Here is a 24,023-nt window from a genome sequence, read left to right on the forward strand (position 1 = left end):
GATTTGTAAGCGTCCGTGCTCATGGCCCAAATCCAGCGTGGAAGAGGGCCGGCGTCCGATTGCGGTATGGCGGGTGGAGCATGTGTAACTGATCCACCGTTATCGGAAGCATGCCCCCTTCCACAGGGGATACGCACTGTTACACTGCCAGTCCGCGAAAGGAGCCTGCCATGTTGATTGTTGCCGACGAAAATATCCCGCTGCTCGATGCCTTCTTCAAAGGGTTTGGCGAAATTCGCCGGGTGCCCGGTCGCTCCATCGACCGCGCCACGGTTGAGCAGGCCGATGTCTTGCTGGTGCGTTCGGTGACCCGCGTCGACCGTGCCTTGCTGGAGGGGACACCGGTGCGGTTTGTCGGCACTTGCACCATCGGCACCGATCACCTGGACCTGGAGTATTTCAAGCAGGCCGGTATCGCCTGGTCCAGTGCTCCCGGCTGCAATGCGCGGGGCGTGGTGGATTATGTGCTGGGCAGCTTGCAGACTTTGGCGGAAATTGAAGGTGCCGACCTCAGGCAGCGCACCTACGGCGTGGTCGGCGCTGGTGAGGTGGGCGGGCGTCTGGTCAAGGTGCTCAAGGGGTTGGGCTGGGATGTACGCGTGTGCGACCCGCCGCGTCAGATCGCTGAAGACGGTGATTACGTCAGCCTGGAGCAGATCATCGAGCAATGCGATGTGATCAGTCTGCACACGCCGTTGACCCAATCCGGCAATGGCTCCACCTGGCATCTGCTTGATCGCCAGCGCCTCAATCGTCTCAAGCCAGGCACATGGCTGATCAATGCCAGCCGTGGTCCGGTGGTCGACAACGCGGCCCTGCGCGACGTGTTGCTGGCCCGTGAAGACCTGCAGGCGGTACTGGACGTGTGGGAAGGCGAGCCGCAGGTGGACGTGGAACTGGCTGACCTGTGCGTGCTGGCTACACCGCATATTGCCGGTTACAGCCTGGACGGCAAGCAACGCGGTACGGCGCAGATCTATCAAGCGCTCTGTGCGCATCTGAGCCAGGAACCCGGCATTCAGCTGAGTGATCTGCTGCCGCCGCCATGGCTGGCGCAGGTACACCTGAATGCCTCGACCGACCCGGCCTGGGCGCTGGCGACCTTGTGTCGCAGCGTGTACGACCCGCGCCGTGATGATGCGGATTTTCGTCGTAGCCTCGTGGGAACCGTAAGCGAGCAGCGCAAGGCATTCGACCTGCTGCGCAAGCACTATCCGGAGCGTCGCGAGATCGACGGCCTGCGTGTGCGGATCAATGGCGAATCGGCGGCCTTGTCGAACATCGTGTCCGCCTTGGGTGCGGTAACGATTTAATCGTCAATAAAAAACCCGGCCATCGAGGCTAATCCCAGTCAGTTAAGAGTAAACGCTGTATCTGTGGCGAGGGAGCTTGCTCCCGTTGGACTGCGCAGCAGTCCCATTCTTTGTAAACAAAGAGCGGGGCCGCTTTGCGGCCCAACGGGAGCAAGCTCCCTCGCCACAGGTTACTTCTTAACTGACTGGCATTAGCCATCGATGCCGGGTTTGAAAGAGCGTGGCGCTTCAGCCTTGCTTGGCAGGTCTGACCAGTCGCTGTTCCAGCTCGCGGCAGGCTTGCTGGATCATATTCTCGGTAATCTGAACCTCGCGGCCTTTGGCGTCGATGTACGAGCAAGGCAACTGCTGCGGCTGGCGGATTACGTTAATTTTGGCATCGCTGCTATTTTGCAAGGTCATGGCCTGTCTCCTCATCAGGTTGTATACCTACTTTAATTCCCCCGCGTGACCGAGCTATTACAACTCCTCACAAGGTCACGGTCCGGATACTCAGTCCACCAGAAACCGACACATATTTCCAGCCAGGCTTTAGACCGATAGCCTCTAGGAGCCTGTACCGGTGGGCATAATCAACCTGACTCATTGTTATTTACACAAGTTCCCCCAATGTTGCTCTGTAGAGACTTCTCTCCTTAAGCGCAGGTGAAATCCGCCATGTTCTCAGCCCGTCAACGTCATGCGATTCGCTTGGCCAGTCGTTTTCTCGCGCCGTATCGCTGGCAGGCATTGGGTGCCTTGTTGGCACTGATTGTCACGGCGGGCATCACCTTGTCCATGGGCCAGGGCATCCGTCTGTTGGTGGACCGGGGGTTCATGACCCAGTCACCGCATTTGCTCAACCAGTCCATTGGGCTGTTCATGATTCTGGTGCTGGGCCTGGCCGTGGGCACATTCACCCGGTTCTACCTGGTGTCGTGGATTGGCGAGCGGGTGGTGGCGGATATCCGTCGGCAGGTCTTCAACCACTTGATCTACCTGCATCCGGGGTTCTATGAAAACAATCGCAGCTCGGAAATCCAGTCACGACTGACCACCGATACCACGCTGTTGCAATCGGTGATTGGTTCGTCGTTGTCGTTGTTCCTGCGTAACGCGTTGATGGTCATCGGCGGTATCGTTTTGTTGTTTGTCACCAATCCCAAGTTGACCAGCATCGTAGTGGTGGCGCTGCCGCTGGTGCTGGCACCGATCCTGATTTTTGGTCGCCGCGTGCGCAGCCTCTCGCGCCTGAGCCAGGACCGTATCGCCGACGTGGGCAGCTACGTGTCCGAGACCCTCGGCCAGATCAAGACGGTGCAAGCCTACAACCATCAGGTGCAGGACGAACAACGCTTTGCCGTGACCGTGGAAGACGCGTTTGCCACGGCGCGCAAGCGCATCGCCCAGCGGGCCTGGCTGATTACCCTGGTGATCATGCTGGTGCTGGGTGCCGTGGGCGTCATGTTGTGGGTGGGCGGCATGGACGTGATCAGCGGGCGCATTTCCGGTGGTGAGCTGGCGGCGTTCGTGTTCTACAGCTTGATCGTGGGCAGTGCCGTGGGCACCTTGAGTGAAGTCCTTGGTGAGTTGCAGCGGGCCGCGGGTGCCGCTGAGCGCATCGGCGAGCTGTTGCAGTCGAGCAACGAGATCCAGGCACCGGCCAATGGAGGGGTGCAGTTGCCGCAGCGGGTCAGCGGTCGCATGGAGCTGCAGGATGTGCGCTTTTCCTACCCGTCGCGGCCGGACAGCTATGCCATCGATGGCCTGAGCCTCACGGTCAACCCTGGCGAAACACTCGCCTTGGTTGGTCCGTCCGGTGCAGGTAAATCGACGATTTTCGACCTGTTGCTGCGTTTCTACGACCCACAGCAAGGGCGCATCCTGCTGGAAGGTCACCCGCTGACCGATCTGGACCCCATGGACCTGCGCCGCCACTTCGCCCTGGTGTCCCAGAGCCCGGCGCTGTTTTTCGGCAGCGTCGAAGAAAACATCCGCTACGGCAACCCGTCCGCCACTCGGGAACAGGTCGAAGCTGCCGCGCGTATCGCCCACGCCCACGACTTTATCCTGCAAATGCCCGACGGCTACCAGACCCACCTCGGCGACGGCGGCATGGGCCTCTCCGGCGGTCAACGCCAACGGCTGGCGATTGCCCGTGCATTGCTGGTAGATGCCCCCATCCTGCTGTTGGACGAAGCCACCAGTGCTCTGGATGCCCAGAGTGAGCATTTGATCCAGCAGGCGCTGCCTCAATTGATGCAAGGCCGCACCACCCTGGTGATCGCGCATCGATTGGCAACCGTGAAGAACGCGGATCGGATCGCGGTGATGGATCAGGGCAAATTGATAGCAGTGGGCACGCACCAGCAGTTGATTGCGAGCAACCCGCTGTATGCGCGGTTGGCGGCGTTGCAGTTCAGCGATGGGGCACACCTTCATGCTGCGGGCGTCGAGCCTGGCTTTGGCTGAAGCTGTACAACGCAGGCGCCCGGCGGCCCTATAAAAATGCCCGCATCTTTCGAGGCGGGCATGTTCATTTCCGGATCAGTTACTGATCGTCAAAATACCGCTCATGCCAATCCACCAACGGCTGTGGTGAGTTGAGCTTCTGCCCGTAGATCACCGAATAAGACAGTACGTTCTGCACATACTGGCGGGTTTCGTCGAAAGGAATGCTTTCCACCCACACATCGAAGCTCAGGTGATCAGCCCCGCGCAGCCATTGGCGCACGCGGCCTGGGCCGGCGTTGTAGGCGGCCGAGGCTAGAACGCGGTTGCCGCTGAACTGGCTGTGCACCTGGCTCAGGTAGGCGGCGCCGAGCTGGATGTTTTTGTCCGGGTCGAGCACCTGGGCCGGGGAGGCCAGCGGGATGCTGAACTTGCGTGCGGTTTCCTTGGCGGTGCCAGGCATCAGTTGCATCAGGCCACTGGCGCCGACGCCGGAACGGGCGTCGTCCATGAAGGCGCTTTCCTGGCGGGTGATGGCGAACACCCAGCTCGAATGCAGGCCGCGCACCTTGGCTTCGCGCACCAGGGTGTCGCGATGGGCCATCGGGAAGCGGATATCCAGGTCGTCCCAGTACTGCGCCTGGCTGATGGTACGGATTGCCGGGAAATACCACTTCATGTCGTAGGCCAGCTTGGCCTGGGCGACCATTTCGTCACGGTTGAAGTGACGGCTGACGTGGTACCACTCGCGGCGGCCATCCACCACCTGGCCTCGCGCATAGAACTCCAGGGCTCGGCGTACACCGGGGGTGTTGCGCACCTTGTTCATCAGTGCCTGGCTCATTACCAGCGGTTTGTTGGTCAGCTGATAAGGGGCTTTGGAGCGATCAGCGGCGAGGAAACCGTAGAAGTCGCGCTCTTTCGCCACGTTTTTGTACAGCACCAGCGCCTGCGGGTTTTTCGGTTCGGCCAGTTCCAGGCTGCGCGCCTGCCAGTAGCGCCAGCGGTTGGTGGTCGCCAGGTCTTGTGGGAGTTTGCGGGTGAGCTGGTAGGCTTCTTCCCAGCGAGCCAGGCGCAGCAACAGGCGCAGACGCCATTCGGAGACGGTGTTGTCACGCAATTCCGGATCGTACTGGGTCATCACGTCCAGTGCGCGCGGGTCGTACCGGCGCGCCAGGGTCAGGCCGATTTCCCGGGCGATCGACACTTTTTCGTCACGGGAGAAGTGCATGCTGCTGGCATAACCATCGAGCAGGGCCATGGCCTTGTCCGGGTCTTGGCGTGCCAGCCGGCGTAGGCCCAGGCCAACCGCATCGGACATGGCCTCGTTGGCCGGCAGAAAACGCGACGGGTCACTGAGCATGTCAGGCTTTTGCGCGACATCGACCATCAGACGGCCTTGGGCGCCGAGGGTCGGCAAGGTTTTCACCAGGCTGTTGGCCAGCGCATAGTTGCGCGCTTCGGCGGCGAGCTTGGCGCGGTCCCAGATCTTCTGTTCAGTGAGTTGGCCATCGGCCGCCCACTGGCCAAAGGTGGCATCGCAAGCAGTCGGTTGAGATTTGCCGGTCATCCACAGCTTTTCTGTGGTCTTGTAGCCTTCAGCTTTCAGGTTATGCGTGAGCTGGTACTGACCGTGCAGGCAGTCCAGCTCGACGAAATTCAGCTTGGGGTCGTAGTACTTTTCAAAAGTCTGCCAGTCGCCGCGGTCCGCCAGCCAGCGCAACCAGCGCAACTTCATCCAGTTGGCCTGGGGCAGGTCACCGTTTTTGGCGAGGAATTGTTCGATTTCCTCGTTGCTTGCGGTTTTCAGACGCGCGGTCAGCTCGTCGTACGCCAGGTACGGTGTGAGCGGGTAGTCGGCCAGGGCCTGGCTGTATTGCATGTACGGCCCGCTGTCGCCTTTGGCCAGGGCACGCTTGGCCTCATCGTAATATTGACGTTGGGTGGTGAGATCCACGGCCTGGGCAGATTGAACGGCGGTGGCGGAAAGAAGCAGACAAGATAAAAAGTTGAAAAGGCGGCTGCGCATGAGACGTCCGTGCAGAGAAATCACGAATAGCGCCGGCACCGCCGACACTGATTGTCCCTAGCTTAGCCTTTTGCCCGCAGCCGTTGAAAGCTTTGCGGCCCGCTTGATCCCAGTTAGGCGCAAATGGCGCGTAGAACGTATCGAGAGCGAAAATGCCGGCCGCATCCCGCCCTCAACTCAGGTAGAATGCGCGCCCAGTTTTTGGAGAAGCTCATGACCCTGCTCAAATTCAGCGATGTGTCCCTTGCTTTCGGCGCTATGCCGTTGTTGGACAAGGTGTCCTGGCAGATCGCCCGTGGTGAGCGGGTGTGCATCATCGGCCGTAACGGCACCGGCAAGTCCAGCATGATGAAGCTGGTCAAGGGCGATCAGAAGCCCGACGACGGCGCCGTCTGGCGCGCACCGGGCCTCAAGATCGGCGAACTGCCGCAGGAATTGCCGGTAGCCGACGGGCGGACAGTGTTCGACGTGGTCGCCGAAGGCCTCGACGGCGTGGGCGCGTTGCTCGCCGAATACCATCACCTGGCACAGAACTGCGTGACCGATGCCGATCTGGACAAACTGATGCACGTCCAGCAAGACCTCGAAGCCCGTGACGGCTGGCGCCTGCAGCAGTTGGTGGACAGCACCCTGAGCCGCCTGCAACTGCCGCCGGACAAGACCCTGGCCGAGTTGTCCGGCGGCTGGCGTCGCCGTGTGCTGCTGGCCCAGGCATTGGTGTCCGAGCCGGACCTGTTGCTGCTCGACGAACCGACCAACCACCTGGATATCGGCGCGATCGCCTGGCTGGAAGAAGCCATCAAGGACTTCCAGGGCGCCGTGCTGTTCATCACGCACGACCGTGCCTTCCTGCAGAGCCTGGCGACGCGCATCCTCGAACTGGATCGTGGTGGCCTGATCGACTGGAACGGCGACTACGCCAGCTTCCTGGTGCACAAAGAGGCTGCGTTGGCCGCTGAAGAAACCGCCAACGCGCTGTTCGACAAGAAACTGGCCCAGGAAGAAGTCTGGATCCGTCAGGGTATCAAGGCGCGCCGCACCCGTAACGAAGGTCGCGTACGCGCCCTGAAAGCGCTGCGCGTTGAACGCAGCGAGCGTCGCGAGCGTACCGGCAAGGCCAATATTCAGCTGGATACCGCCGAAAAGTCGGGCAAGCAAGTGATGGTGCTGGAAAACGTCAGCTTCCATCACCCGGACGGCCCGTTCCTGATCAAGGACTTTTCCATGGTCCTGCAGCGCGGCGACCGTATCGGCCTGCTGGGTGCCAACGGCACCGGCAAGACCACGTTGCTCAAGCTGATGCTCAGCGGCCTGCAGCCCACCAGCGGCAAGGTGGAGGAGGGCACCAAGATCGACGTGGCGTACTTCGACCAGTTGCGCCATCAGTTGGACCTGGAAAAAACCGTGATCGACAACGTTGCCGAAGGCCGCGACTTTATCGATATCGACGGCCAGAGTCGTCACGTGCTGAGCTACCTGGGCGACTTCCTGTTCAGCCCGCAGCGTGCCCGCACACCGGTGAAAGCCTTGTCCGGTGGCGAGCGTGCGCGCCTGCTGCTGGCCAAGCTGTTCAGCAAGCCGGCCAACCTGCTGGTCCTCGACGAACCGACCAACGACCTCGATGTGGAAACCCTCGAGTTGCTGGAAGAGGTCCTGCTGACCTTCAACGGCACTGTGCTGATGGTCAGCCACGACCGGGCATTCCTCGACAACGTGGTCACCAGTACGCTGGTCTTCGAAGGTGAAGGCAAGGTGCGTGAATACGTCGGTGGTTATCAGGACTGGCTGCGTCAGGGCGGCTCGCCGCGCCTGTTGGGCGTGACCGAGAGCAAGTCCGGCAAGGCCGACCTGAACTCGGCGGTGGTCGCCCCGGCTGCCGCTGCAGCACCCGTAGAGTCGGCGGCACCGGCCGGCAAGAAGAAGCTCAGTTACAAGCTGCAGCGCGAGCTGGAAGCCTTGCCGGGTGATATCGACGCCAAGGAACAGCAGATTGCTGCGGTAGAAGCGGAAATGGCTGACGCGGGTTTCTACCAGCGTCCGGCGGCGGAAACCGCTAAGGTGATTGCCTCCCTGGAGACACTGAACCAGGAGCTGGAAGCGTTGGTTGAGCGTTGGGCCGAGTTGGACGCCTGAGTGATCCACACGCAATAAAAAACCCGGTGTTCATCTGATGAGCACCGGGTTTTTCATATGGAATACGGTCAAAAAACGTCAGTGACCTTATGAGGATTTGACCAGTTTTACCGCCAACACATCGCATGGCGCGCCATGCAACACATCATTCGCCGTGGAGCCCAGCAACAGCGCCAGGCCATGACGGCCGTGGCTGCCGACCACGATCAGGTCGCAATGCTGCTCCTTGGCCAAGTGGTGGATTTCCTGGCGCGGCTGGCCGTATGTGAGGTGGGAGTTTTCCTTGGTCACTTCGGGGTATTTAAGGATCAGTCGGTCGAGGCGTTCCTTGGCCTGGTCGAACTGTTGTTGCTGCAACTGGGAGAGATCCATGGGCACGTCGCCGCCGAAGGCCATGGCCATGGGTTCGACGATGTGCACCAGTGACAGCTTTGCGCCGCTGGCGACCGCGAAGGCGCGGGCGCGCTTGATCACTGGATCGCACTCTTCGGTCAGGTCGACGGCGACCAGGATATGTTCGTAGGACATGGGGCGTTCCTCCAGGGGACTGCAATGTATTCAGTATGGCTGCTTTCAAGCGGATCGGCTTGCGTCAGGTCAAATCCGCTCAACTGGAAATTCGGGAGTACACATATGACGGTCTGGATAGTGGTGTCAATCCTTGCAGTGGTTCTGAGCCCTCTGGCGTGGCTGCGTCCGTCGCGCAATCAGAGTGGGCGCATGGCCCTGCGCATGGAGGCACGCCGCATTGGGCTGACCATGCAATTGGCACCCCAGGAATGGCCGCACTGGCTCAAGCAGGAGCCCCCGAGCCCCTGTGCGCAGTACTGTCGACCACGGCGTGGCAGCACGCCGGCGATCTGGAGTTACTGGCAGTTGGAGCCAGGGGTGTGGGTCAATCAATGGCGCGAAATATGTGTCGATGAGAAGTTGTTGCCGCATTTTGCGACGCTGCCGGCCAACGTCTACAAAGTCGAAGCCGACAAGCAAATGATCGCCCTGTATTGGGGCGAGAAGGGCGAAGCCAGCGTCCTGAAGGACATCGATGCGCTGCTCAAGGCATTGGCCTGAAAGCTGCTCTCCGTAGGCGCGAGCTTGCTCGCGAAGGGCCTGGGGGCGCCGCGTTAAACCAGATGCGCCGCGTTATCGTTGACGATCTTCGCGAGCAAGCTCGCTCCTACAGAATTCTCGGGGCGTCCGGGTACCAAATCCTGGGCAATAAAAAGCCCGACATCTTTCATCGGGCTGGAGTTGGCCAGGCAGGCCGGTAATTGCATCACTGCGGCGGATGTTCATTCCAACGCATTAAGGTTGTCGCTAGCCTAGCGGCATATCCCGTTCTGTACAGCCTTTTCCCATAACTTTTCTCTTATTGATTTCGTGAATAATTGAATATTGACGCGAGGCGAGCCTGGGGGCGAGGTTCTGAAATGACTGGAAAGTCGCGTTTTCCCTAGCCTTTGGAGCGATTGACAATTGCCTGGAATTGGATGAAGGTGACGTACCCAAATCAAACGGGCGTATGAATTGAGCGTTTGTCTGTCAGACCGCTCATACAGAATCCCGACTATCGCATTGGCGGGTGTGCCTGGCGGATTGGCATGAGCATTGACGCAACTGTCAATGTCCAACCAGAGGCCAGCGTTCAATGTGTACTGTTCAGCTTCCATATCGTGGAGATCAGTTGATGATTTACGAAGGTAAAGCCATCACGGTTAAGGCTCTTGAAAGTGGCATCGTCGAACTGAAATTCGACCTCAAGGGTGAGTCCGTCAACAAGTTCAACCGTCTAACCCTGAACGAACTGCGTCAGGCCGTAGATACCATCAAAGCAGATGCCTCGGTCAAGGGTGTGATCGTTTCCAGCGGCAAGGACGTGTTCATCGTCGGCGCTGACATCACCGAATTCGTCGACAACTTCAAGCTGCCCGATGCCGAGCTGGTGGCTGGCAACCTCGAAGCCAACAAGATTTTCAGCGATTTCGAAGACCTCAACGTACCAACGGTTGCCGCGATCAATGGCATCGCGTTGGGCGGCGGCCTGGAAATGTGCCTGGCCGCAGACTTTCGCGTCATGTCCGCCACGGCCAAGATCGGCCTGCCTGAAGTCAAGCTGGGCATCTACCCGGGTTTCGGCGGCACCGTACGCCTGCCGCGTCTGATCGGTGCCGACAACGCCATCGAGTGGATCGCCGCCGGTAAGGAAAACAAAGCGGAAGACGCGCTGAAAGTCGGTGCCGTCGATGCCGTGGTTGCGCCGGACAAGCTGGCCGAAGCCGCACTGAACCTGATCAAGGGCGCCATCAGCGGCGAATTTGACTACAAGGCCAAGCGTCAGCCGAAGCTGGAAAAACTCAAGCTCAACGCCATTGAACAAATGATGTCGTTCGAAACCGCCAAAGGCTTTGTGGCGGGTCAAGCCGGCCCGAACTACCCGGCGCCGGTTGAAGCGATCAAGACTATCCAGAAGGCCGCGAACTTCGGTCGCGACAAAGCCCTGGAAGTGGAAGCGGCAGGCTTCGTCAAACTGGCGAAAACCTCGGCGGCCCAGAGCCTGATCGGCCTGTTCCTGAACGATCAGGAATTGAAGAAAAAGGCCAAGGCCTATGACGAAATCGCCAAAGACGTGAAACAGGCTGCCGTACTCGGCGCCGGTATCATGGGCGGCGGTATCGCCTATCAGTCGGCGTCCAAAGGCACGCCGATCCTGATGAAAGACATCAACGAGCACGGCATCGAGCAAGGCCTGGCGGAAGCCGCCAAGCTGCTGGTTGGTCGTGTGGACAAGGGTCGTATGACCGCCGCGAAGATGGCTGAAGTGCTTAACGGCATTCGCCCTACGCTGTCCTACGGCGATTTCGGCCATGTCGACCTGGTGGTCGAAGCGGTTGTCGAGAACCCGAAGGTCAAGCAAGCCGTACTGGCCGAAGTGGAAGCCCAGGTGAAGGACGACACGATCCTGGCCTCGAACACCTCGACCATTTCCATCAGCTTGCTGGCCAAAGCCCTCAAGCGTCCGGAAAATTTCGTCGGCATGCACTTCTTCAACCCAGTGCACATGATGCCGCTGGTGGAAGTGATCCGTGGCGAGAAGTCCAGCGAGCTGGCCATTGCCACCACCGTTGCCTATGCCAAGAAAATGGGCAAGAACCCGATCGTGGTCAACGACTGCCCGGGCTTCCTGGTCAACCGCGTGCTGTTCCCGTACTTCGGCGGTTTCGCCAAGCTGGTCAGCGCCGGCGTGGATTTCGTGCGCATCGACAAGGTCATGGAAAAATTCGGCTGGCCGATGGGCCCGGCGTACCTGATGGACGTGGTCGGCATCGACACCGGCCACCACGGTCGCGACGTAATGGCTGAGGGCTTCCCGGACCGCATGAAAGACGACCGCCGCTCGGCGATCGACGCGCTGTACGAGGCCAAGCGTCTGGGCCAGAAGAACGGCAAGGGTTTCTACGCCTACGAGGCGGACAAGAAGGGCAAGCAGAAGAAAGTGGCCGACCCTTCGGTTCACGAAGTGCTCGCGCCGGTCATTTACGAACAGCGTGAGGTGTCCGACGAGGACATCATCAACTGGATGATGATCGCCCTGTGCCTGGAAACCGTGCGCTGCCTGGAAGATGGCATCGTTGAAACCGCCGCCGAAGCCGATATGGGCCTGGTGTACGGTATTGGTTTCCCTCCATTCCGTGGCGGTGCGCTGCGTTACATCGACTCGATCGGTGTGGCTGAGTTCGTTGCCCTGGCTGACAAATACGCTGATCTGGGCCCGCTGTACCACCCGACCGCGAAGCTGCGTGAAATGGCCAAGAACGGCCAGAGCTTCTTCGGTTAAGCGCCCAGACGACTAGAGCGAGAATATTTATGAGCTTGAATCCAAGAGACGTGGTGATTGTCGACTTCGGTCGCACACCGATGGGCCGCTCCAAGGGCGGCATGCACCGCAACACCCGTGCCGAAGACATGTCGGCGCACCTGATCAGCAAGCTGCTGGAGCGCAACGTCAAGGTCGACCCGAACGAAGTCGAGGACGTGATCTGGGGCTGCGTCAACCAGACCCTGGAGCAGGGCTGGAACATCGCGCGCATGGCGTCGCTGATGACCCAGATTCCGCACACGGCCGCCGGCCAGACCGTCAGCCGCCTGTGCGGTTCGTCGATGAGCGCGCTGCACACTGCCGCGCAGGCGATCATGACCGGTAACGGTGATGTCTTCGTGGTCGGTGGCGTGGAGCACATGGGCCACGTGAGCATGATGCACGGCGTCGACCCGAACCCGCACATGTCGCTGTACGCGGCAAAAGCCTCGGGCATGATGGGCCTGACCGCGGAAATGCTCGGCAAAATGCACGGCATTACCCGCGAAGCCCAGGACGCGTTCGGCCTGCGTTCCCACCAGTTGGCCCACAAGGCGACCGTGGAAGGCAAATTCAAGGATGAAATCATCCCGATGAACGGCTACGACGAGAACGGTTTCCTGAAACTGTTCGACTACGACGAAACCATCCGTCCGGACACTACCCTGGAAAGCCTGGCGGCTTTGAAGCCGGCCTTCAATCCAAAGGGCGGCACCGTGACAGCCGGTACTTCGTCGCAGATCACCGACGGTGCTTCGTGCATGATCGTGATGTCGGCGCAACGTGCCCAGGACCTGGGTATTCAGCCGATGGCCGTGATCCGTTCGATGGCTGTGGCGGGTGTGGACCCTGCGATCATGGGCTATGGTCCAGTACCAGCCACACAAAAAGCCTTGAAGCGCGCGGGCCTGACCATCAACGACATCGACTTCTTCGAGCTCAACGAAGCTTTCGCCGCACAGGCCCTGCCAGTGCTGAAAGATCTGAAAGTACTCGACAAGATGAACGAGAAGGTTAACCTGCACGGCGGTGCGATTGCCTTGGGCCACCCATTCGGTTGCTCCGGTGCACGTATTTCCGGCACTCTGCTTAACGTGATGAAGCAAAATGGCGGCAACCTTGGGGTTGCGACCATGTGCATTGGCCTCGGCCAAGGCATTTCCACCGTCTTCGAACGCGTCTAAACGTTTCGTCGACGGAAGCCGGGGCCCAGTGCCCCGGTTTTTGTTTTTTGGAATTTTTAATATTTTTTTTCAACAAATTTTGTAAGAGGGCCAGAGCATGAAAGTCGAACCAGGGCTCTACCAGCATTATAAAGGTCCGCAGTACCGCGTTTTTAATGTGGCGCGGCACTCCGAGACCGAAGAGGAAGTGGTGTTCTACCAAGCACTGTATGGCGATTACGGCTTTTGGGTGCGCCCATTGAGCATGTTCCTGGAGACCGTCGAAGTTGACGGCGAGCAGGTCCCGCGCTTTGCTTTGGTCCAGGCCGAACCCAGCCTTTTTTCAGGGCAATAACGGCAGGCCGCGCAGAATGCTGCGCTTGACCTCACCTTGTTGCCACTATATATAGCGTTGCCGCGACAGGCGCCAACTGCCTTTCACTTCTCGAATTCAGGAATTTTCCGATCCATGGGCAAATCGCTGGTCATTGTGGAATCCCCGGCTAAGGCCAAGACCATCAACAAGTACTTGGGCAACGAGTACGTGGTGAAGTCGAGTATCGGCCATATCCGAGACCTGCCCACCAGCGGTTCGGCTAGCGCCAGCAAGGAGCCTGCCGCCAAGCGCGGCAAGGCGGCTGCGGGCGAAGGCCCGGTGCTCAGCCCTAAAGAGAAAGCGCGCAAGCAGCTGGTCTCGCGTATGGGTGTGGACCCGGATCATGGCTGGAAGGCCAAGTACGAAATCCTTCCGGGCAAGGAAAAGGTCATCGAAGAGCTGCGCCGGCTCGCCAAGGATGCTGACACCATCTATCTCGCAACGGACTTGGACCGCGAAGGGGAGGCTATTGCCTGGCACCTGCGGGAAGCCATTGGCGGTGACGACAGCCGCTACAAGCGCGTGGTGTTCAACGAAATCACCAAAAAAGCCATTCAGGAAGCCTTCTCCAAGCCGGGCGAGCTGGATATCGACCGGGTCAATGCGCAGCAGGCACGGCGGTTCCTCGACCGCGTGGTGGGTTACATGGTTTCGCCACTGCTGTGGGCCAAGATCGCCCGTGGCCTGTCCGCCGGCCGTGTGCAATCGGTAGCGGTAAAGCTGGTGGTTGAGCGTGAGCGCGAGATCCGTGCGTTCAACCCTGAAGAATATTGGGAAGTCCACGCTGACCTGGCCACTGTCAAGGGCGCCAACGTGCGCTTTGAAGTGGCCCGCGAGAAAGGCGAGGCCTTCAAGCCGCTGAACGAAGCCCAGGCCATGGCCGCGCTGGACAAGCTCAAGGCTTCCAGCTACAGCATCGTCAAGCGCGAAGACAAACCGACCAGCAGCAAGCCATCGGCGCCGTTCATCACCTCCACCCTGCAGCAGGCTGCGAGCAACCGCCTGGGCTTCGGTGTGAAGAAAACCATGATGATGGCCCAGCGTCTGTATGAAGCCGGCTACATCACGTATATGCGTACCGACTCCACCAACCTGTCGGTGGACGCGGTGGCAATGGCACGTACTTATATCGAAAGCGAGTTCGGCACGAAGTACTTGCCGGAGAAGCCGAACGTCTACAGCAGCAAGGAAGGCGCCCAGGAGGCTCACGAAGCGATTCGTCCTTCCGACGCCAATACCACGCCGGCCAAGCTGAGCGGCATGGAGCGCGACGCTGAGCGCCTCTATGAGCTGATCTGGCGCCAATTCCTGGCCTGCCAGATGCTGCCGGCGCAATACCTGTCCACTACCGTCACCGTGGCGGCGTCCGACTTCGAGCTGCGTGCCAAGGGCCGCATCCTCAAGTTCGATGGCTACACCCGTGTGATGCCGCAGATTGCCAAGCCAGGCGACGATGATGTGCTGCCGGACATGGCCCAGGGCGATAACCTCAAGCTGATCAAGCTCGACCCGTCCCAGCACTTCACCAAGCCGCCGGCGCGTTATTCGGAAGCCAGCCTGGTAAAAGAGATGGAGAAGCGTGGTATCGGTCGTCCTTCGACTTATGCCGCGATCATCTCCACCATCCAGGACCGCGGCTACGTGGCGCTGCATAACCGCCGTTTCTATTCGGAAAAAATGGGCGACATCGTCACCGAGCGCCTGTCCGAGAGCTTCTCCAACCTGATGGACTACGGCTTCACCGCCGGCATGGAGGAGAACCTCGATGACGTGGCCCAGGGCGAGCGCGACTGGAAAAACGTACTCGACGAGTTCTACGGCGACTTCAAGAACAAACTCGAAGTGGCCGAAAGCCCTGAGAGCGGCATGCGTGCCAACCAGCCGGTGATGACCGACATCCCATGCCAGACCTGCGGGCGTCCGATGCAGATTCGTACGGCGTCCACCGGCGTATTCCTCGGTTGCTCGGGCTACAGCCTGCCGCCAAAAGAACGCTGCAAGGCGACGGTCAACCTGGTGCCGGGTGATGAAATCGCCGCCGATGACGAGGGCGAATCCGAATCGTTGGTACTGCGTGGCAAACACCGGTGTCCGATCTGCAGCACGGCGATGGATGCCTACCTGCTGGACGAGAAGCACAAGCTGCACATCTGCGGTAACAACCCGGATTGCAATGGTTACGAGATCGAAGAGGGCACCTACCGCATCAAGGGCTACGAAGGTCCGAGCCTGGAATGCGATAAGTGCGGCAGCGAGATGCAGCTCAAGACCGGGCGTTTCGGCAAGTTCTTCGGTTGCACCAACCCGACCTGCAAAAACACCCGCAAGCTGCTGAAGAGCGGTGATGCGGCGCCGCCGAAGATGGACCCGGTGAAGATGCCTGAACTTAAGTGCGAGAAGGTCAACGACACCTACATCCTGCGTGACGGTGCTTCGGGTCTGTTCCTGGCGGCCAGCCAGTTCCCGAAAAACCGCGAGACCCGTGCACCGCTGGTGCTGGAGATCGTGCCGCACAAGGATGAAATCGATCCGAAGTACCACTTCCTGTGTGAAGCGCCGAAGAAAGATCCGGACGGTCGCCCGGCCGTGATCCGCTACAGCCGCAAGACCAAGGAGCAGTACGTGCAGACCGAAGTGGACGGCAAGCCTACCGGCTGGAAAGCGTTCTACGAGGGCGGCAAGTGGAAAGTCGAAGATAAGCGTCAAGGCGCTTGATCGACTGACCTGCGAGACATAAAGGCCGCCTGCATAGGCTAATGCCAGTCAGTTAAGGGTGAACGCTGTATTTGTGGCGAGGGAGCTTGCTCCCGTTGGGCCGCGAAGCGGCCCCGCTCTTTGTTTACAAAGCATGGGACTGCTGCGCAGTCCAACGGGAGCAAGCTCCCTCGCCACAGGTTAGTTTTTAGCCTTTCTCCTTCTTAACTGACTGGCATTAGCCTGCACAGGCGGCCTTTTAGGGCTGGAGTGAGGGGGCGCCTGGCCCTTGCTCGCGAAAATCGTTAGCGATGACGCGGGAAGTCTGATACACCACTGCGTTCTCAGGTTTTTCGCGAGTAAACTCGCTCCTGCACAGCCAGCATTACGCCTCTTTCGTTGCGGAGACTGCCGTTATGGCCAACGAACTCTATACCCGTACCAACCAGAAAATTTACTTCGCGGGTTTGTCTCTGGAAGCCCTTGGCCGTGCCGAGGAAGGGAAGGAGATGAATGCCATCGCGCTGGTCCAGGCGGGGCGTGAGGCCGCGTTATTCCATCTGTATGGCGCCTTGCTGGGGTTGTGCCATGAAATTGCCGGGTTCTATCGCCTGCCCCAGGCCGGCTCACCTCGTGCAGAGATGATCATCAGCCGTGAAGTGCTGGACACCATGGCCATCCCTGAACTGGCTGAATTGGTAGAAATGGCTCAAAGCCCTGACAGTTGGGTAGCTCGCTTGCTCAAGGCCCATGCCGATATGTTCCAGCCTCCACGGGTTCGCCACGTGCCCAAGGGGGATGTGACCCAGCCGCTGATTGTCGCGGTCGCCCTGGAAGAGGATGAGCCAAAGCCGTTGAGCCGCGAAGAGCTGGAGAGCTGGCGTCAGGAGCTGAAAAAGATGGCGTTGCGGTTTCGGGAAGGGTTGAACGAGTGCTGAGGCCCCCCCATTATTCAGGTGCACAGCACAAAGAACCGTTCATCAAGCTGTAAAGAAACCTCTTCAGATCCTCTGCGGGGCTGGGTGGATGACTGATATAATCCCGGCCTTTCGTGGAGAACACATTTTTATGCCGACGTCCTTTCTGGAAATTGTTGAGTTGCCTGACGGCCGAATCGAGCTGCGCCGGGCTGAGGACGAGGGTTCTCTGGTTATTCTGGATTTTTCCGAGGACGCAAAAGCGTTCCTGCAGGGCCAGCACGTGGAAGTGGCCAAAGCCATGTTGAGCGTGGGCGTGCAGATGGCTGGTCGTCTGGCGGAAGGCGAGCCCGAGAAGGAAGATGGGCCGCGCGTGCTTCATTGAGTGCTGCTTTGTGGGCCGCGGGCTCTTTATGGTGACAAGCTGCCGTGGTGAACGGGGCTTGCCCGCACTGGATGCGAAGCGGCTCTGAATTGATTGATGCGGTATATCAGGTATTCCACGGTGCCTGGTTGTGGTCTGCTTTGCAGCCCCCGCGCGGGGCAAGCCCGCTCAACACGCTGGTCCGTTAACCACTGGCTCCCTTCTTCAGAGGGTAAATCAGCGGCACACCCCTTTATCCCAATCGAATATTCAAGCTTTGTGCATCGCCTTCGCGCGCGGCACTGATCAACTGTTGCTTCGCGGTGGCGTTGATCGGGTTCAACCAACTGACGACTGTATGGCTACGGCCCAGTCGCAAAGCTTCACAGGTCAATTGCTGAGCACTTTGCGCACCGCGTGGTTGCAGCAGCAGGATGCGTTCGCGGTTGAGGCCGGCGTCCCGCAGCCAGGCCTGAGTCAGGCTGGCGGGCGGGGCGATCAGCGTCAGCCAGCGTGCGTCTTTCTCTTCGCTCAATTCGCGAAGGATCGGCGCCAGCAGGTTCAGGCAGCTCTCCGCAGCGCCGCGCAACGACAGCTCGCTGAACGCCTCGGGTTCGGCGCTCCAGGGGGCGTCGACCGCCTCCTTGAGGGTAGGCACAAGAGGTTGGGCCATGAAGGCCTCGAACAGCGACAGTTGTGTGTGCTGTGGGGTGTGCACGAGCTGCATGGTGCCTCCTTTAGCGGCGAATGACGCCGACGCTCAGGCCTTCGATGACCAGGTCCTGATCTTTAAGGTTGACTTCGATCGGGGCGAACTCAGGGTTTTCGGCCATTAGCCAGACCTTGCTGCCTTCACGTTTGAAGCGCTTGACGGTCACTTCATCGCCGATACGGGCCACCACGATCTGGCCATTACGGGCTTCGCGGGTGGTGTGGACGGCCAGCAGGTCTCCGTCGAAAATGCCCACATCCTTCATACTCATGCCTTGAACCCGTAACAGGTAGTCGGCACGCGGATGGAAGAAGGTCGGGTTGATGTTGCAGGACTCCTCGACGTGCTGCTGCGCCAGGATTGGCGCGCCGGCAGCGACGCGGCCGATAATGGGCAGCGTCGACTCATCGGCCTTGGCTTCGAAACCAGGGATGCGAATACCGCGTGAAGCACCTGGAGTCATTTCGATCGCGCCTTTACGGGCGAGGGCCTTGAGGTGTTCTTCGGCGGCGTTGGGAGACTTGAATCCCAGTTCCAGCGCAATTTCCGCTCGGGTCGGCGGGTAGCCGTTGTCATCAAGGCAGCGCTTGATAAAAGCCAGAATCTCAGCTTGGCGTGGCGTCAGTTTTAGCATGTTGATCGCTCTGTCTTTTTATACAGTGACTGGGATTATATACAGTGGACTGCGCTTGGCAATCATCCTTTTTGAGCGCTCCGCTGGACGGTCATTCGTCAGTCGTCCTGCAGGGCACAGACAGCGCTGCCTACAGAGCGCGAAGGATGTGATTAAATAGCCATCAAATCGGTGACTGCCCGGCCGGAAAATGGACCGCAGGCTTGACAAGACATACTCTGAAACGTATGTTTCAAACAAGTGTTTGTCAGGCGGAGTAGCCATGGCCCAGTCGGAAACCGTTGAACGCATTCTCGATGCTGCCGAGCAGTTGTTCGCGGAAAAAGGATTTGCTGAAACCTCATTGCGTCTGATCACCAGCAAGGCTGGGGTCAACCTCGCGGCAGTGAATTACCATTTCGGATCGAAAAAAGCCCTGATCCAGGCGGTGTTCTCGCGCTTCCTGGGGCCGTTCTGCGCCAGCCTCGACCGCGAGCTGGAGCGCCGCCAGACCAAGCCGGAAAACAAGCCCAGCCTGGAAGACCTGCTGGAAATCCTGGTCGAGCAGGCGCTGGTGGTGCAACCGCGCAGCGGCAACGACCTGTCGATCTTCATGCGTCTGTTGGGCCTGGCGTTCAGCCAGAGCCAGGGCCACCTGCGGCGTTATCTTGAAGATATGTACGGCAAGGTGTTTCGCCGTTACATGTTGCTGGTCAACGAAGCCGCTCCCCGTATTCCGCCGATCGAACTGTTCTGGCGTGTGCATTTCATGCTCGGTGCGGCGGCCTTCAGTATGTCCGGGATCAAAGCCTTGCGCGCCATTGCCGAGACCGATTTCGGCGTGAATACTTCCATCGAGCAGGTGATGCGCCTGATGGTGCCGTTCCTCGCCGCAGGCATGCGTGCCGAAACCGGTGTGACCGATCAAGCGATGGCCGCTGCTCAATTGCGCCCACGCAGCAAATCGACACCGGCCGTCGCCAAAGCGTGACCGCCCCGGGTGTGCGTGGCTGCTTGCATCCGCTAAGCTAGCTGCCATGCCGATTTCAGCTATTGACTCACAACCCGTTGCTTTCACTCAGCGCCCAGGATGCCGGGCGCCATGTGAGGGCAACGGGTTGTGTGCGTTATTTAAGGAAGATTTATGACTGCTGCCCTGCAAGGTTCTTTGATGGTTGACGTGGCCGGTACCTGGCTGACGGCTGAGGACCGTCACCTGTTGCGCCAACCGGAAGTGGGCGGGCTGATTATTTTTGCGCGCAATATCGAGCACCCGCGCCAGGTCCGCGAACTGAGTGCGGCGATTCGTGCCGTGCGCCCGGACTTGCTGTTGGCGGTCGACCAGGAGGGCGGTCGTGTGCAGCGCCTGCGCCAGGGTTTTGTGCGTTTGCCGGCCATGCGCGCCCTGGCGGATAACCCCAACGCCGAGTACCTGGCCGAACAGTGTGGCTGGATCATGGCGACCGAGGTGCTGGCTGTGGGCCTTGACCTGAGCTTTGCTCCGGTTCTGGACCTGGATTACCAGCGCAGCGCCGTGGTGGGCACGCGCTCCTTCGAAGGCGACCCTGAGCGCGCCGCCGTGCTTGCCGGAGCCTTTATTCGTGGCATGAACAGCGCCGGCATGGCCGCCACCGGGAAACACTTCCCCGGCCACGGTTGGGCCGAGGCCGACTCCCACGTCGCTATTCCCACTGACGAACGCAGCCTGGAACAGATTCGCGCCAATGACCTGGTGCCTTTCGCACGCCTTGGCAAGCAGTTGGCGGCAGTGATGCCTGCACACGTGATCTATCCGCAAGTTGATACTCAGCCCGCAGGTTTCTCGCGCCGCTGGTTGCAGGACATCCTGCGAGGTGAATTGCAGTTCGACGGGGTCATTTTCAGTGATGACCTGTCCATGGCCGGTGCTCATGTAGTGGGCGACGCGGCCAGCCGTATCGAAGCTGCGCTGACAGCGGGCTGCGACATGGGGTTGGTGTGCAACGATCGTGCTGCCGCCGAGCTTGCACTCAGCGCGGCGCAGCGCATGAAGGTCAAGCCATCGGCACGCATCGCACGCATGCGCGGCCAGGCCATTGCGTCGACGGACTACAAGCAGGACCCGCGCTGGCTGACAGCGCTCACTGCTTTGCGGAACGCGCAGTTGATCTAGCGTTTTTCCTGCTTATTGGGCAGCGGCGCAAACAGCGCTTCGATATCCTCGTTGCCCAATTGCCAATCCCCGGTCGTACGTCCATCCAGCACGCCCGCGGCCAAGTCGGACTTCTCTTTCTGCAGGTGCTGGATTTTCTCCTCCACCGTGCCGCGGGCAATCATCTTGTACACGAATACCGGCTTCTCTTGCCCGATGCGGTAGGCGCGGTCGGTGGCCTGGTTTTCCGTGGCCGGGTTCCACCATGGGTCGTAATGGATCACGGTGTCGGCTTCGGTCAGGTTCAAGCCCACGCCACCGGCCTTCAGGCTGATCAGAAAAATCTGCAGTTTGCCGCTCTGGAAGTCCTTCACGGGTGTACGCCGATCCCGAGTCTGGCCAGTCAACAATGCGTAGGCGATGCCCCGCTTTTCGAGCTCGGTTTCGATCAGGCTCAGCATCGAGGTGAACTGGGAGAACAGCAGAATGCGCCGACCTTCTTCAAACAGCTCTTCGAGCATCTGCATCAGGCTGTCGAGCTTGCCGGAACTGCTGCCACGGACGGGCAGGGTGGCATCGTTGACCAGGCGCAGGTCGCAGCACACCTGGCGTAGCTTGAGCAGTGCTTCAAGAATGATGATCTGGCTACGTGCTACGCCTTTGCGGGTGATCTCGTCGCGCACCTTCTTGTCCATCGCCAACCGCATGGTCTCGTATACGTCGCGCTGGGCCTCATTGAGCTCGACCCAGTGGATAATCTCGGTCTTGGGTGGCAACTCGGTCGCCACCTGCTCCTTGGTGCGGCGCAGCAGGAACGGTTTGATCCGCCCGTTAAGGTGCTGCAACCGCACATCACTGGCGCGCTTTTCGATGGGCACGCGGTAATCGCGGTTGAAGCTTTTTACGTCGCCCAGCCAGCCCGGCAGCAGGAAGTGGAACAGCGACCACAACTCGCCCAAGTGGTTTTCCAGTGGCGTACCGCTCAGGCATAGACGCTGCCGTGCATTCAGCTCGCGCGCCGCATGGGCCGCCTTGCTGCCGGGGTTCTTGATGTATTGGGCTTCGTCGAGGATCAGTACGTGCAAGGGCAGGGCGGCGAGCTGTTCGATGTCCTTGGGCAGCAACGCATAGGTGGTCAGCAGCAGGTCATAGTCCTGCAGGTTCGGGAAATGTTTCTTGCGTCCCGCGCCGTACAGCGCCATCACCCTGAGCTGCGGTGTGAAGTGCGCCGCTTCATCCAGCCAGTTGGGAATCAGGCTGGTGGGCATCACGACCATGCACGGCCGGTCCAGGCGCCCGGCGTTTTTTTCAGTGAGAATATGCGCCAGGGTTTGCAGGGTTTTGCCCAGGCCCATGTCATCCGCAAGAATCCCGCCGACGTCCAGTTGGCGCAGCGACTGCATCCAGCTCAAGCCTTCCAGCTGATACGGGCGCAACGTCGCGTTCAGCCCTTCGGGCGCGACGCAGGTAAAATCCTTGATGTCGCGCAGGCGCTGGGCAAAGTTGCGGATTTTCTCGCCACCCTCCCATTGCAGCGGCAAGTCTTCCAGCGGGTTCAGGCGAATCGCGTCGGCCTTGGCCAGGCGCAGCGCCGTGGTACCGGGTTCCTGCAGATAAAACTCGCCGAGGGTGGCCAATACGGGTTTCAACCGGCCATAAGGCAGCGCCACTTGCAGCGGCCCATGACCATTGGGCAGCCCCGGAATATTCACCAGGATCAACTCGTCATCGCGGCGCCGTGCGAGTTTTTCCGGGTTGAGAATTTCAGTGTGGGAGCGCATCAGGTTCAACAGGATCGGCAGCAGGCTCAGTCGCTCGCCGTTGACGATAATCCCCAGCTCGAGATCGAACCAATCGCGCTCCTGCCCCTCATCGACCGTGGCGTACCAGTCATCGACGGTACTCAGGTCGAAGCCGAAGTCTTCATCGATCTGCAATTCCCAACCCTCGTTGCGCAGGGTGGGGGATGCGTTGAGGGTGAAGTTCAGCCAAGCGCTGTCATTGACCATCTCGAACAGTTCGCCGGCACTTTCCGGCAGGGCTTTGCTCTGGCGCGTGGCGATCTTGAAACCCAGCAGGCGCAGTTGCTCGCGATACCGCTGCTCCAGCTCGGGATGACGCTTGATGCGCAGGCTCTGGGTGTCCTGGCGTACGATGATGTCAGCGTTTTTCTGCCCGCTGACGTAGTTACCCAGGTAATTGAACGACAACGCCGCACGGTGCTGGATATAGCGTTGCATCTTGCCGTTGCGCGGCTCGAACGCACTGAATTCGGCGCTGGCCAGCCACAAGCGCGGTACGGGCGGCACATCTTCCATCACGACTTGCGGCAACACCACGCGGTTATCCAGCACGGCCTGGAGCTTTTCCAGCAACTCGGCATCCTGGGCGGCGGCTGGGAAGGCGAGGGTTTCCTGAACCTTGAGCAACACCGCCGCGATGTGTTTGCAGTTGGTGTGCACCGGGCAGGTACAGCGGCTGTCCACCAGGATAAGTGTGCCTTTGGCCGACTCGCGCAATGAAATGGTCTGCCGGTAAACGTTGCCGGCGGAGCCTTCGCAACTGGCGACGATAGTGCTGTCGCCGGACTCGACGATGCGCACGCGATTTTCCAGTGCGTAACGCCGCCCGCGCTCAAGGCTCTGCTCTTTAAAGCGATTGGCCCACGAAGGGGCCAGCGGTTTGGTCAACGACGACGTCAGGGGCATGGCGCTGGATCAGTCCTGCATGTCGGGCGGTGGTGCGCTGGGTGGCTTGGCGGTCAGCGAAGTGATCTTGATCAGCAGCGCCAGATGGCCGCCATCCAGGTAATTGAGCTGGTTGTTTTTGGTGCGTACGTCTTTCTGGGCCAGGTGCTCGCTGGCGATCACGCTGCCATTGCTGTCGAACTGGTTGATCCAGAAGTCGGCGTCGATATCGGTGAAACGGCCCAATTGCAGGTTCAGCACGCCTTCGACAGGGAACTGGCCGAATTGCTCCTGGCCGTCGGTGATCGCGACTTTCACCGGTTGATCGCCGAGGTTCTGCTCCCAGGCTTTGTGCGCCACCACGGTGTAGCTGCTGTCGGCACTGAGCTTGTCGACGATGTTGCTCAGGCGCGGCGGGCTCATTTTATCGCTGCCCAGGTGTACGGCACCGCTGTCCCAGTTTTCCGGCGCGGCGCGACTGTTGATCACCGGCTCCGCATTCTGGCGCACCAGGATCATTTCCACCTGATACAGGCTGTCGGCAAATGCCGAAGGTGCGAGTACCGCCAACAGCAGGCTTAGAGTGCGGAGCAGGCGCATGGTGG

General features: G+C 59.9%; 19 protein-coding genes. 12 read left to right on the forward strand and 7 right to left on the reverse strand.

Annotated elements, in window-relative coordinates:
* The first annotated feature begins 170 nt into the window (after positions 1-170).
* Positions 171-1,313 carry a 4-phosphoerythronate dehydrogenase PdxB gene (gene pdxB / locus M5B97_RS03235; protein ID WP_248730729.1) on the forward strand — a complete coding sequence of 381 codons (1,143 nt, stop codon included), beginning with the start codon at positions 171-173 and terminating at the stop codon, positions 1,311-1,313.
* 228 nt (positions 1,314-1,541) lie between these two features.
* Here pdxB and M5B97_RS03240 read toward each other — a convergent pair whose 3' ends face one another.
* Positions 1,542-1,715 carry a PA1571 family protein gene (locus M5B97_RS03240; protein ID WP_167659652.1) on the reverse strand — a complete coding sequence of 58 codons (174 nt, stop codon included), beginning with the start codon at positions 1,713-1,715 and terminating at the stop codon, positions 1,542-1,544.
* Positions 1,716-1,970: 255 nt separating this feature from the next.
* Between M5B97_RS03240 and M5B97_RS03245 the strand changes: the two genes are divergently transcribed.
* Positions 1,971-3,764 carry an ABC transporter transmembrane domain-containing protein gene (locus M5B97_RS03245; RefSeq protein ID WP_248730730.1) on the forward strand — a complete coding sequence of 598 codons (1,794 nt, stop codon included), beginning with the start codon at positions 1,971-1,973 and terminating at the stop codon, positions 3,762-3,764.
* 79 nt (positions 3,765-3,843) lie between these two features.
* Here M5B97_RS03245 and M5B97_RS03250 read toward each other — a convergent pair whose 3' ends face one another.
* Positions 3,844-5,772, reverse strand: coding sequence for a transglycosylase SLT domain-containing protein (locus M5B97_RS03250; RefSeq protein ID WP_123715093.1), 1,929 nt, complete (start codon positions 5,770-5,772; stop codon positions 3,844-3,846).
* Between the two features lie 213 nt (positions 5,773-5,985).
* On the opposite strand from M5B97_RS03250, the gene M5B97_RS03255 reads away from it, so the two are divergent.
* A complete protein-coding gene (locus tag M5B97_RS03255; RefSeq protein WP_134659622.1) occupies positions 5,986-7,905 on the forward strand; it encodes an ATP-binding cassette domain-containing protein in 1,920 nt (639 codons plus the stop codon).
* Positions 7,906-7,992: 87 nt separating this feature from the next.
* Here M5B97_RS03255 and M5B97_RS03260 read toward each other — a convergent pair whose 3' ends face one another.
* Positions 7,993-8,433, reverse strand: coding sequence for a universal stress protein (locus M5B97_RS03260; RefSeq protein ID WP_123715095.1), 441 nt, complete (start codon positions 8,431-8,433; stop codon positions 7,993-7,995).
* A 105-nt stretch (positions 8,434-8,538) separates the two neighbouring features.
* On the opposite strand from M5B97_RS03260, the gene M5B97_RS03265 reads away from it, so the two are divergent.
* The 7 genes from M5B97_RS03265 (at position 8,539) to M5B97_RS03295 (ending at position 17,296) form a co-directional block, all read left to right on the forward strand.
* A complete protein-coding gene (locus M5B97_RS03265) occupies positions 8,539-8,976 on the forward strand; it encodes a hypothetical protein (protein ID WP_123715096.1) in 438 nt (145 codons plus the stop codon).
* 616 nt (positions 8,977-9,592) lie between these two features.
* A complete protein-coding gene (gene fadB, locus M5B97_RS03270) occupies positions 9,593-11,740 on the forward strand; it encodes a fatty acid oxidation complex subunit alpha FadB (RefSeq protein WP_065902014.1) in 2,148 nt (715 codons plus the stop codon).
* A gap of 29 nt (positions 11,741-11,769) precedes the next feature.
* Positions 11,770-12,945 carry an acetyl-CoA C-acyltransferase FadA gene (gene fadA, locus M5B97_RS03275; protein WP_123715097.1) on the forward strand — a complete coding sequence of 392 codons (1,176 nt, stop codon included), beginning with the start codon at positions 11,770-11,772 and terminating at the stop codon, positions 12,943-12,945.
* 97 nt (positions 12,946-13,042) lie between these two features.
* A complete protein-coding gene (locus tag M5B97_RS03280) occupies positions 13,043-13,279 on the forward strand; it encodes a DUF1653 domain-containing protein (RefSeq protein WP_021490990.1) in 237 nt (78 codons plus the stop codon).
* A 114-nt stretch (positions 13,280-13,393) separates the two neighbouring features.
* Complete coding sequence (gene topA / locus M5B97_RS03285; protein ID WP_248730731.1) at positions 13,394-16,015, forward strand: type I DNA topoisomerase; 2,622 nt, start codon at positions 13,394-13,396, stop codon at positions 16,013-16,015.
* 395 nt (positions 16,016-16,410) lie between these two features.
* The gene (locus M5B97_RS03290; protein ID WP_123715098.1) at positions 16,411-16,932 is read left to right on the forward strand and encodes a DUF6586 family protein; all 522 of its coding nucleotides are present in this window, start codon (positions 16,411-16,413) and stop codon (positions 16,930-16,932) included.
* Between the two features lie 130 nt (positions 16,933-17,062).
* On the forward strand, positions 17,063-17,296 hold the full coding sequence (locus M5B97_RS03295) for a hypothetical protein (protein ID WP_017254451.1): 234 nt from the start codon (positions 17,063-17,065) through the stop codon (positions 17,294-17,296).
* A gap of 232 nt (positions 17,297-17,528) precedes the next feature.
* Here the strand turns inward: M5B97_RS03295 and sulA are convergent, their stop codons facing one another.
* Both sulA and lexA read right to left on the reverse strand, forming a co-directional pair.
* Entirely contained in the window at positions 17,529-18,002 is a 474-nt protein-coding gene (sulA, locus tag M5B97_RS03300) for an SOS-induced cell division inhibitor SulA (RefSeq protein WP_248730732.1), read from the reverse strand.
* A 10-nt stretch (positions 18,003-18,012) separates the two neighbouring features.
* Positions 18,013-18,621 carry a transcriptional repressor LexA gene (gene lexA, locus M5B97_RS03305; protein ID WP_123715100.1) on the reverse strand — a complete coding sequence of 203 codons (609 nt, stop codon included), beginning with the start codon at positions 18,619-18,621 and terminating at the stop codon, positions 18,013-18,015.
* A 262-nt stretch (positions 18,622-18,883) separates the two neighbouring features.
* On the opposite strand from lexA, the gene M5B97_RS03310 reads away from it, so the two are divergent.
* Together M5B97_RS03310 and nagZ are read left to right on the forward strand one after the other, a co-directional pair.
* On the forward strand, positions 18,884-19,591 hold the full coding sequence (locus tag M5B97_RS03310) for a TetR/AcrR family transcriptional regulator (protein WP_053255043.1): 708 nt from the start codon (positions 18,884-18,886) through the stop codon (positions 19,589-19,591).
* Positions 19,592-19,744: 153 nt separating this feature from the next.
* Complete coding sequence (nagZ, locus tag M5B97_RS03315; RefSeq protein WP_248730733.1) at positions 19,745-20,752, forward strand: beta-N-acetylhexosaminidase; 1,008 nt, start codon at positions 19,745-19,747, stop codon at positions 20,750-20,752.
* Here nagZ and M5B97_RS03320 read toward each other — a convergent pair.
* Both M5B97_RS03320 and M5B97_RS03325 read right to left on the reverse strand, forming a co-directional pair.
* Entirely contained in the window at positions 20,749-23,439 is a 2,691-nt protein-coding gene (locus M5B97_RS03320) for a DEAD/DEAH box helicase (protein WP_248730734.1), read from the reverse strand. The two genes, nagZ and M5B97_RS03320, sit on opposite strands and share 4 nt — an antisense overlap.
* Positions 23,440-23,448: 9 nt before the next feature.
* Positions 23,449-24,018 carry a CsiV family protein gene (locus tag M5B97_RS03325; protein WP_123715103.1) on the reverse strand — a complete coding sequence of 190 codons (570 nt, stop codon included), beginning with the start codon at positions 24,016-24,018 and terminating at the stop codon, positions 23,449-23,451.
* Positions 24,019-24,023: the final 5 nt, after the last annotated feature.

Origin of the sequence: Pseudomonas sp. MWU13-2517 (assembly GCF_023242545.1) — a bacterium.
Lineage (GTDB): Bacteria > Pseudomonadota > Gammaproteobacteria > Pseudomonadales > Pseudomonadaceae > Aquipseudomonas.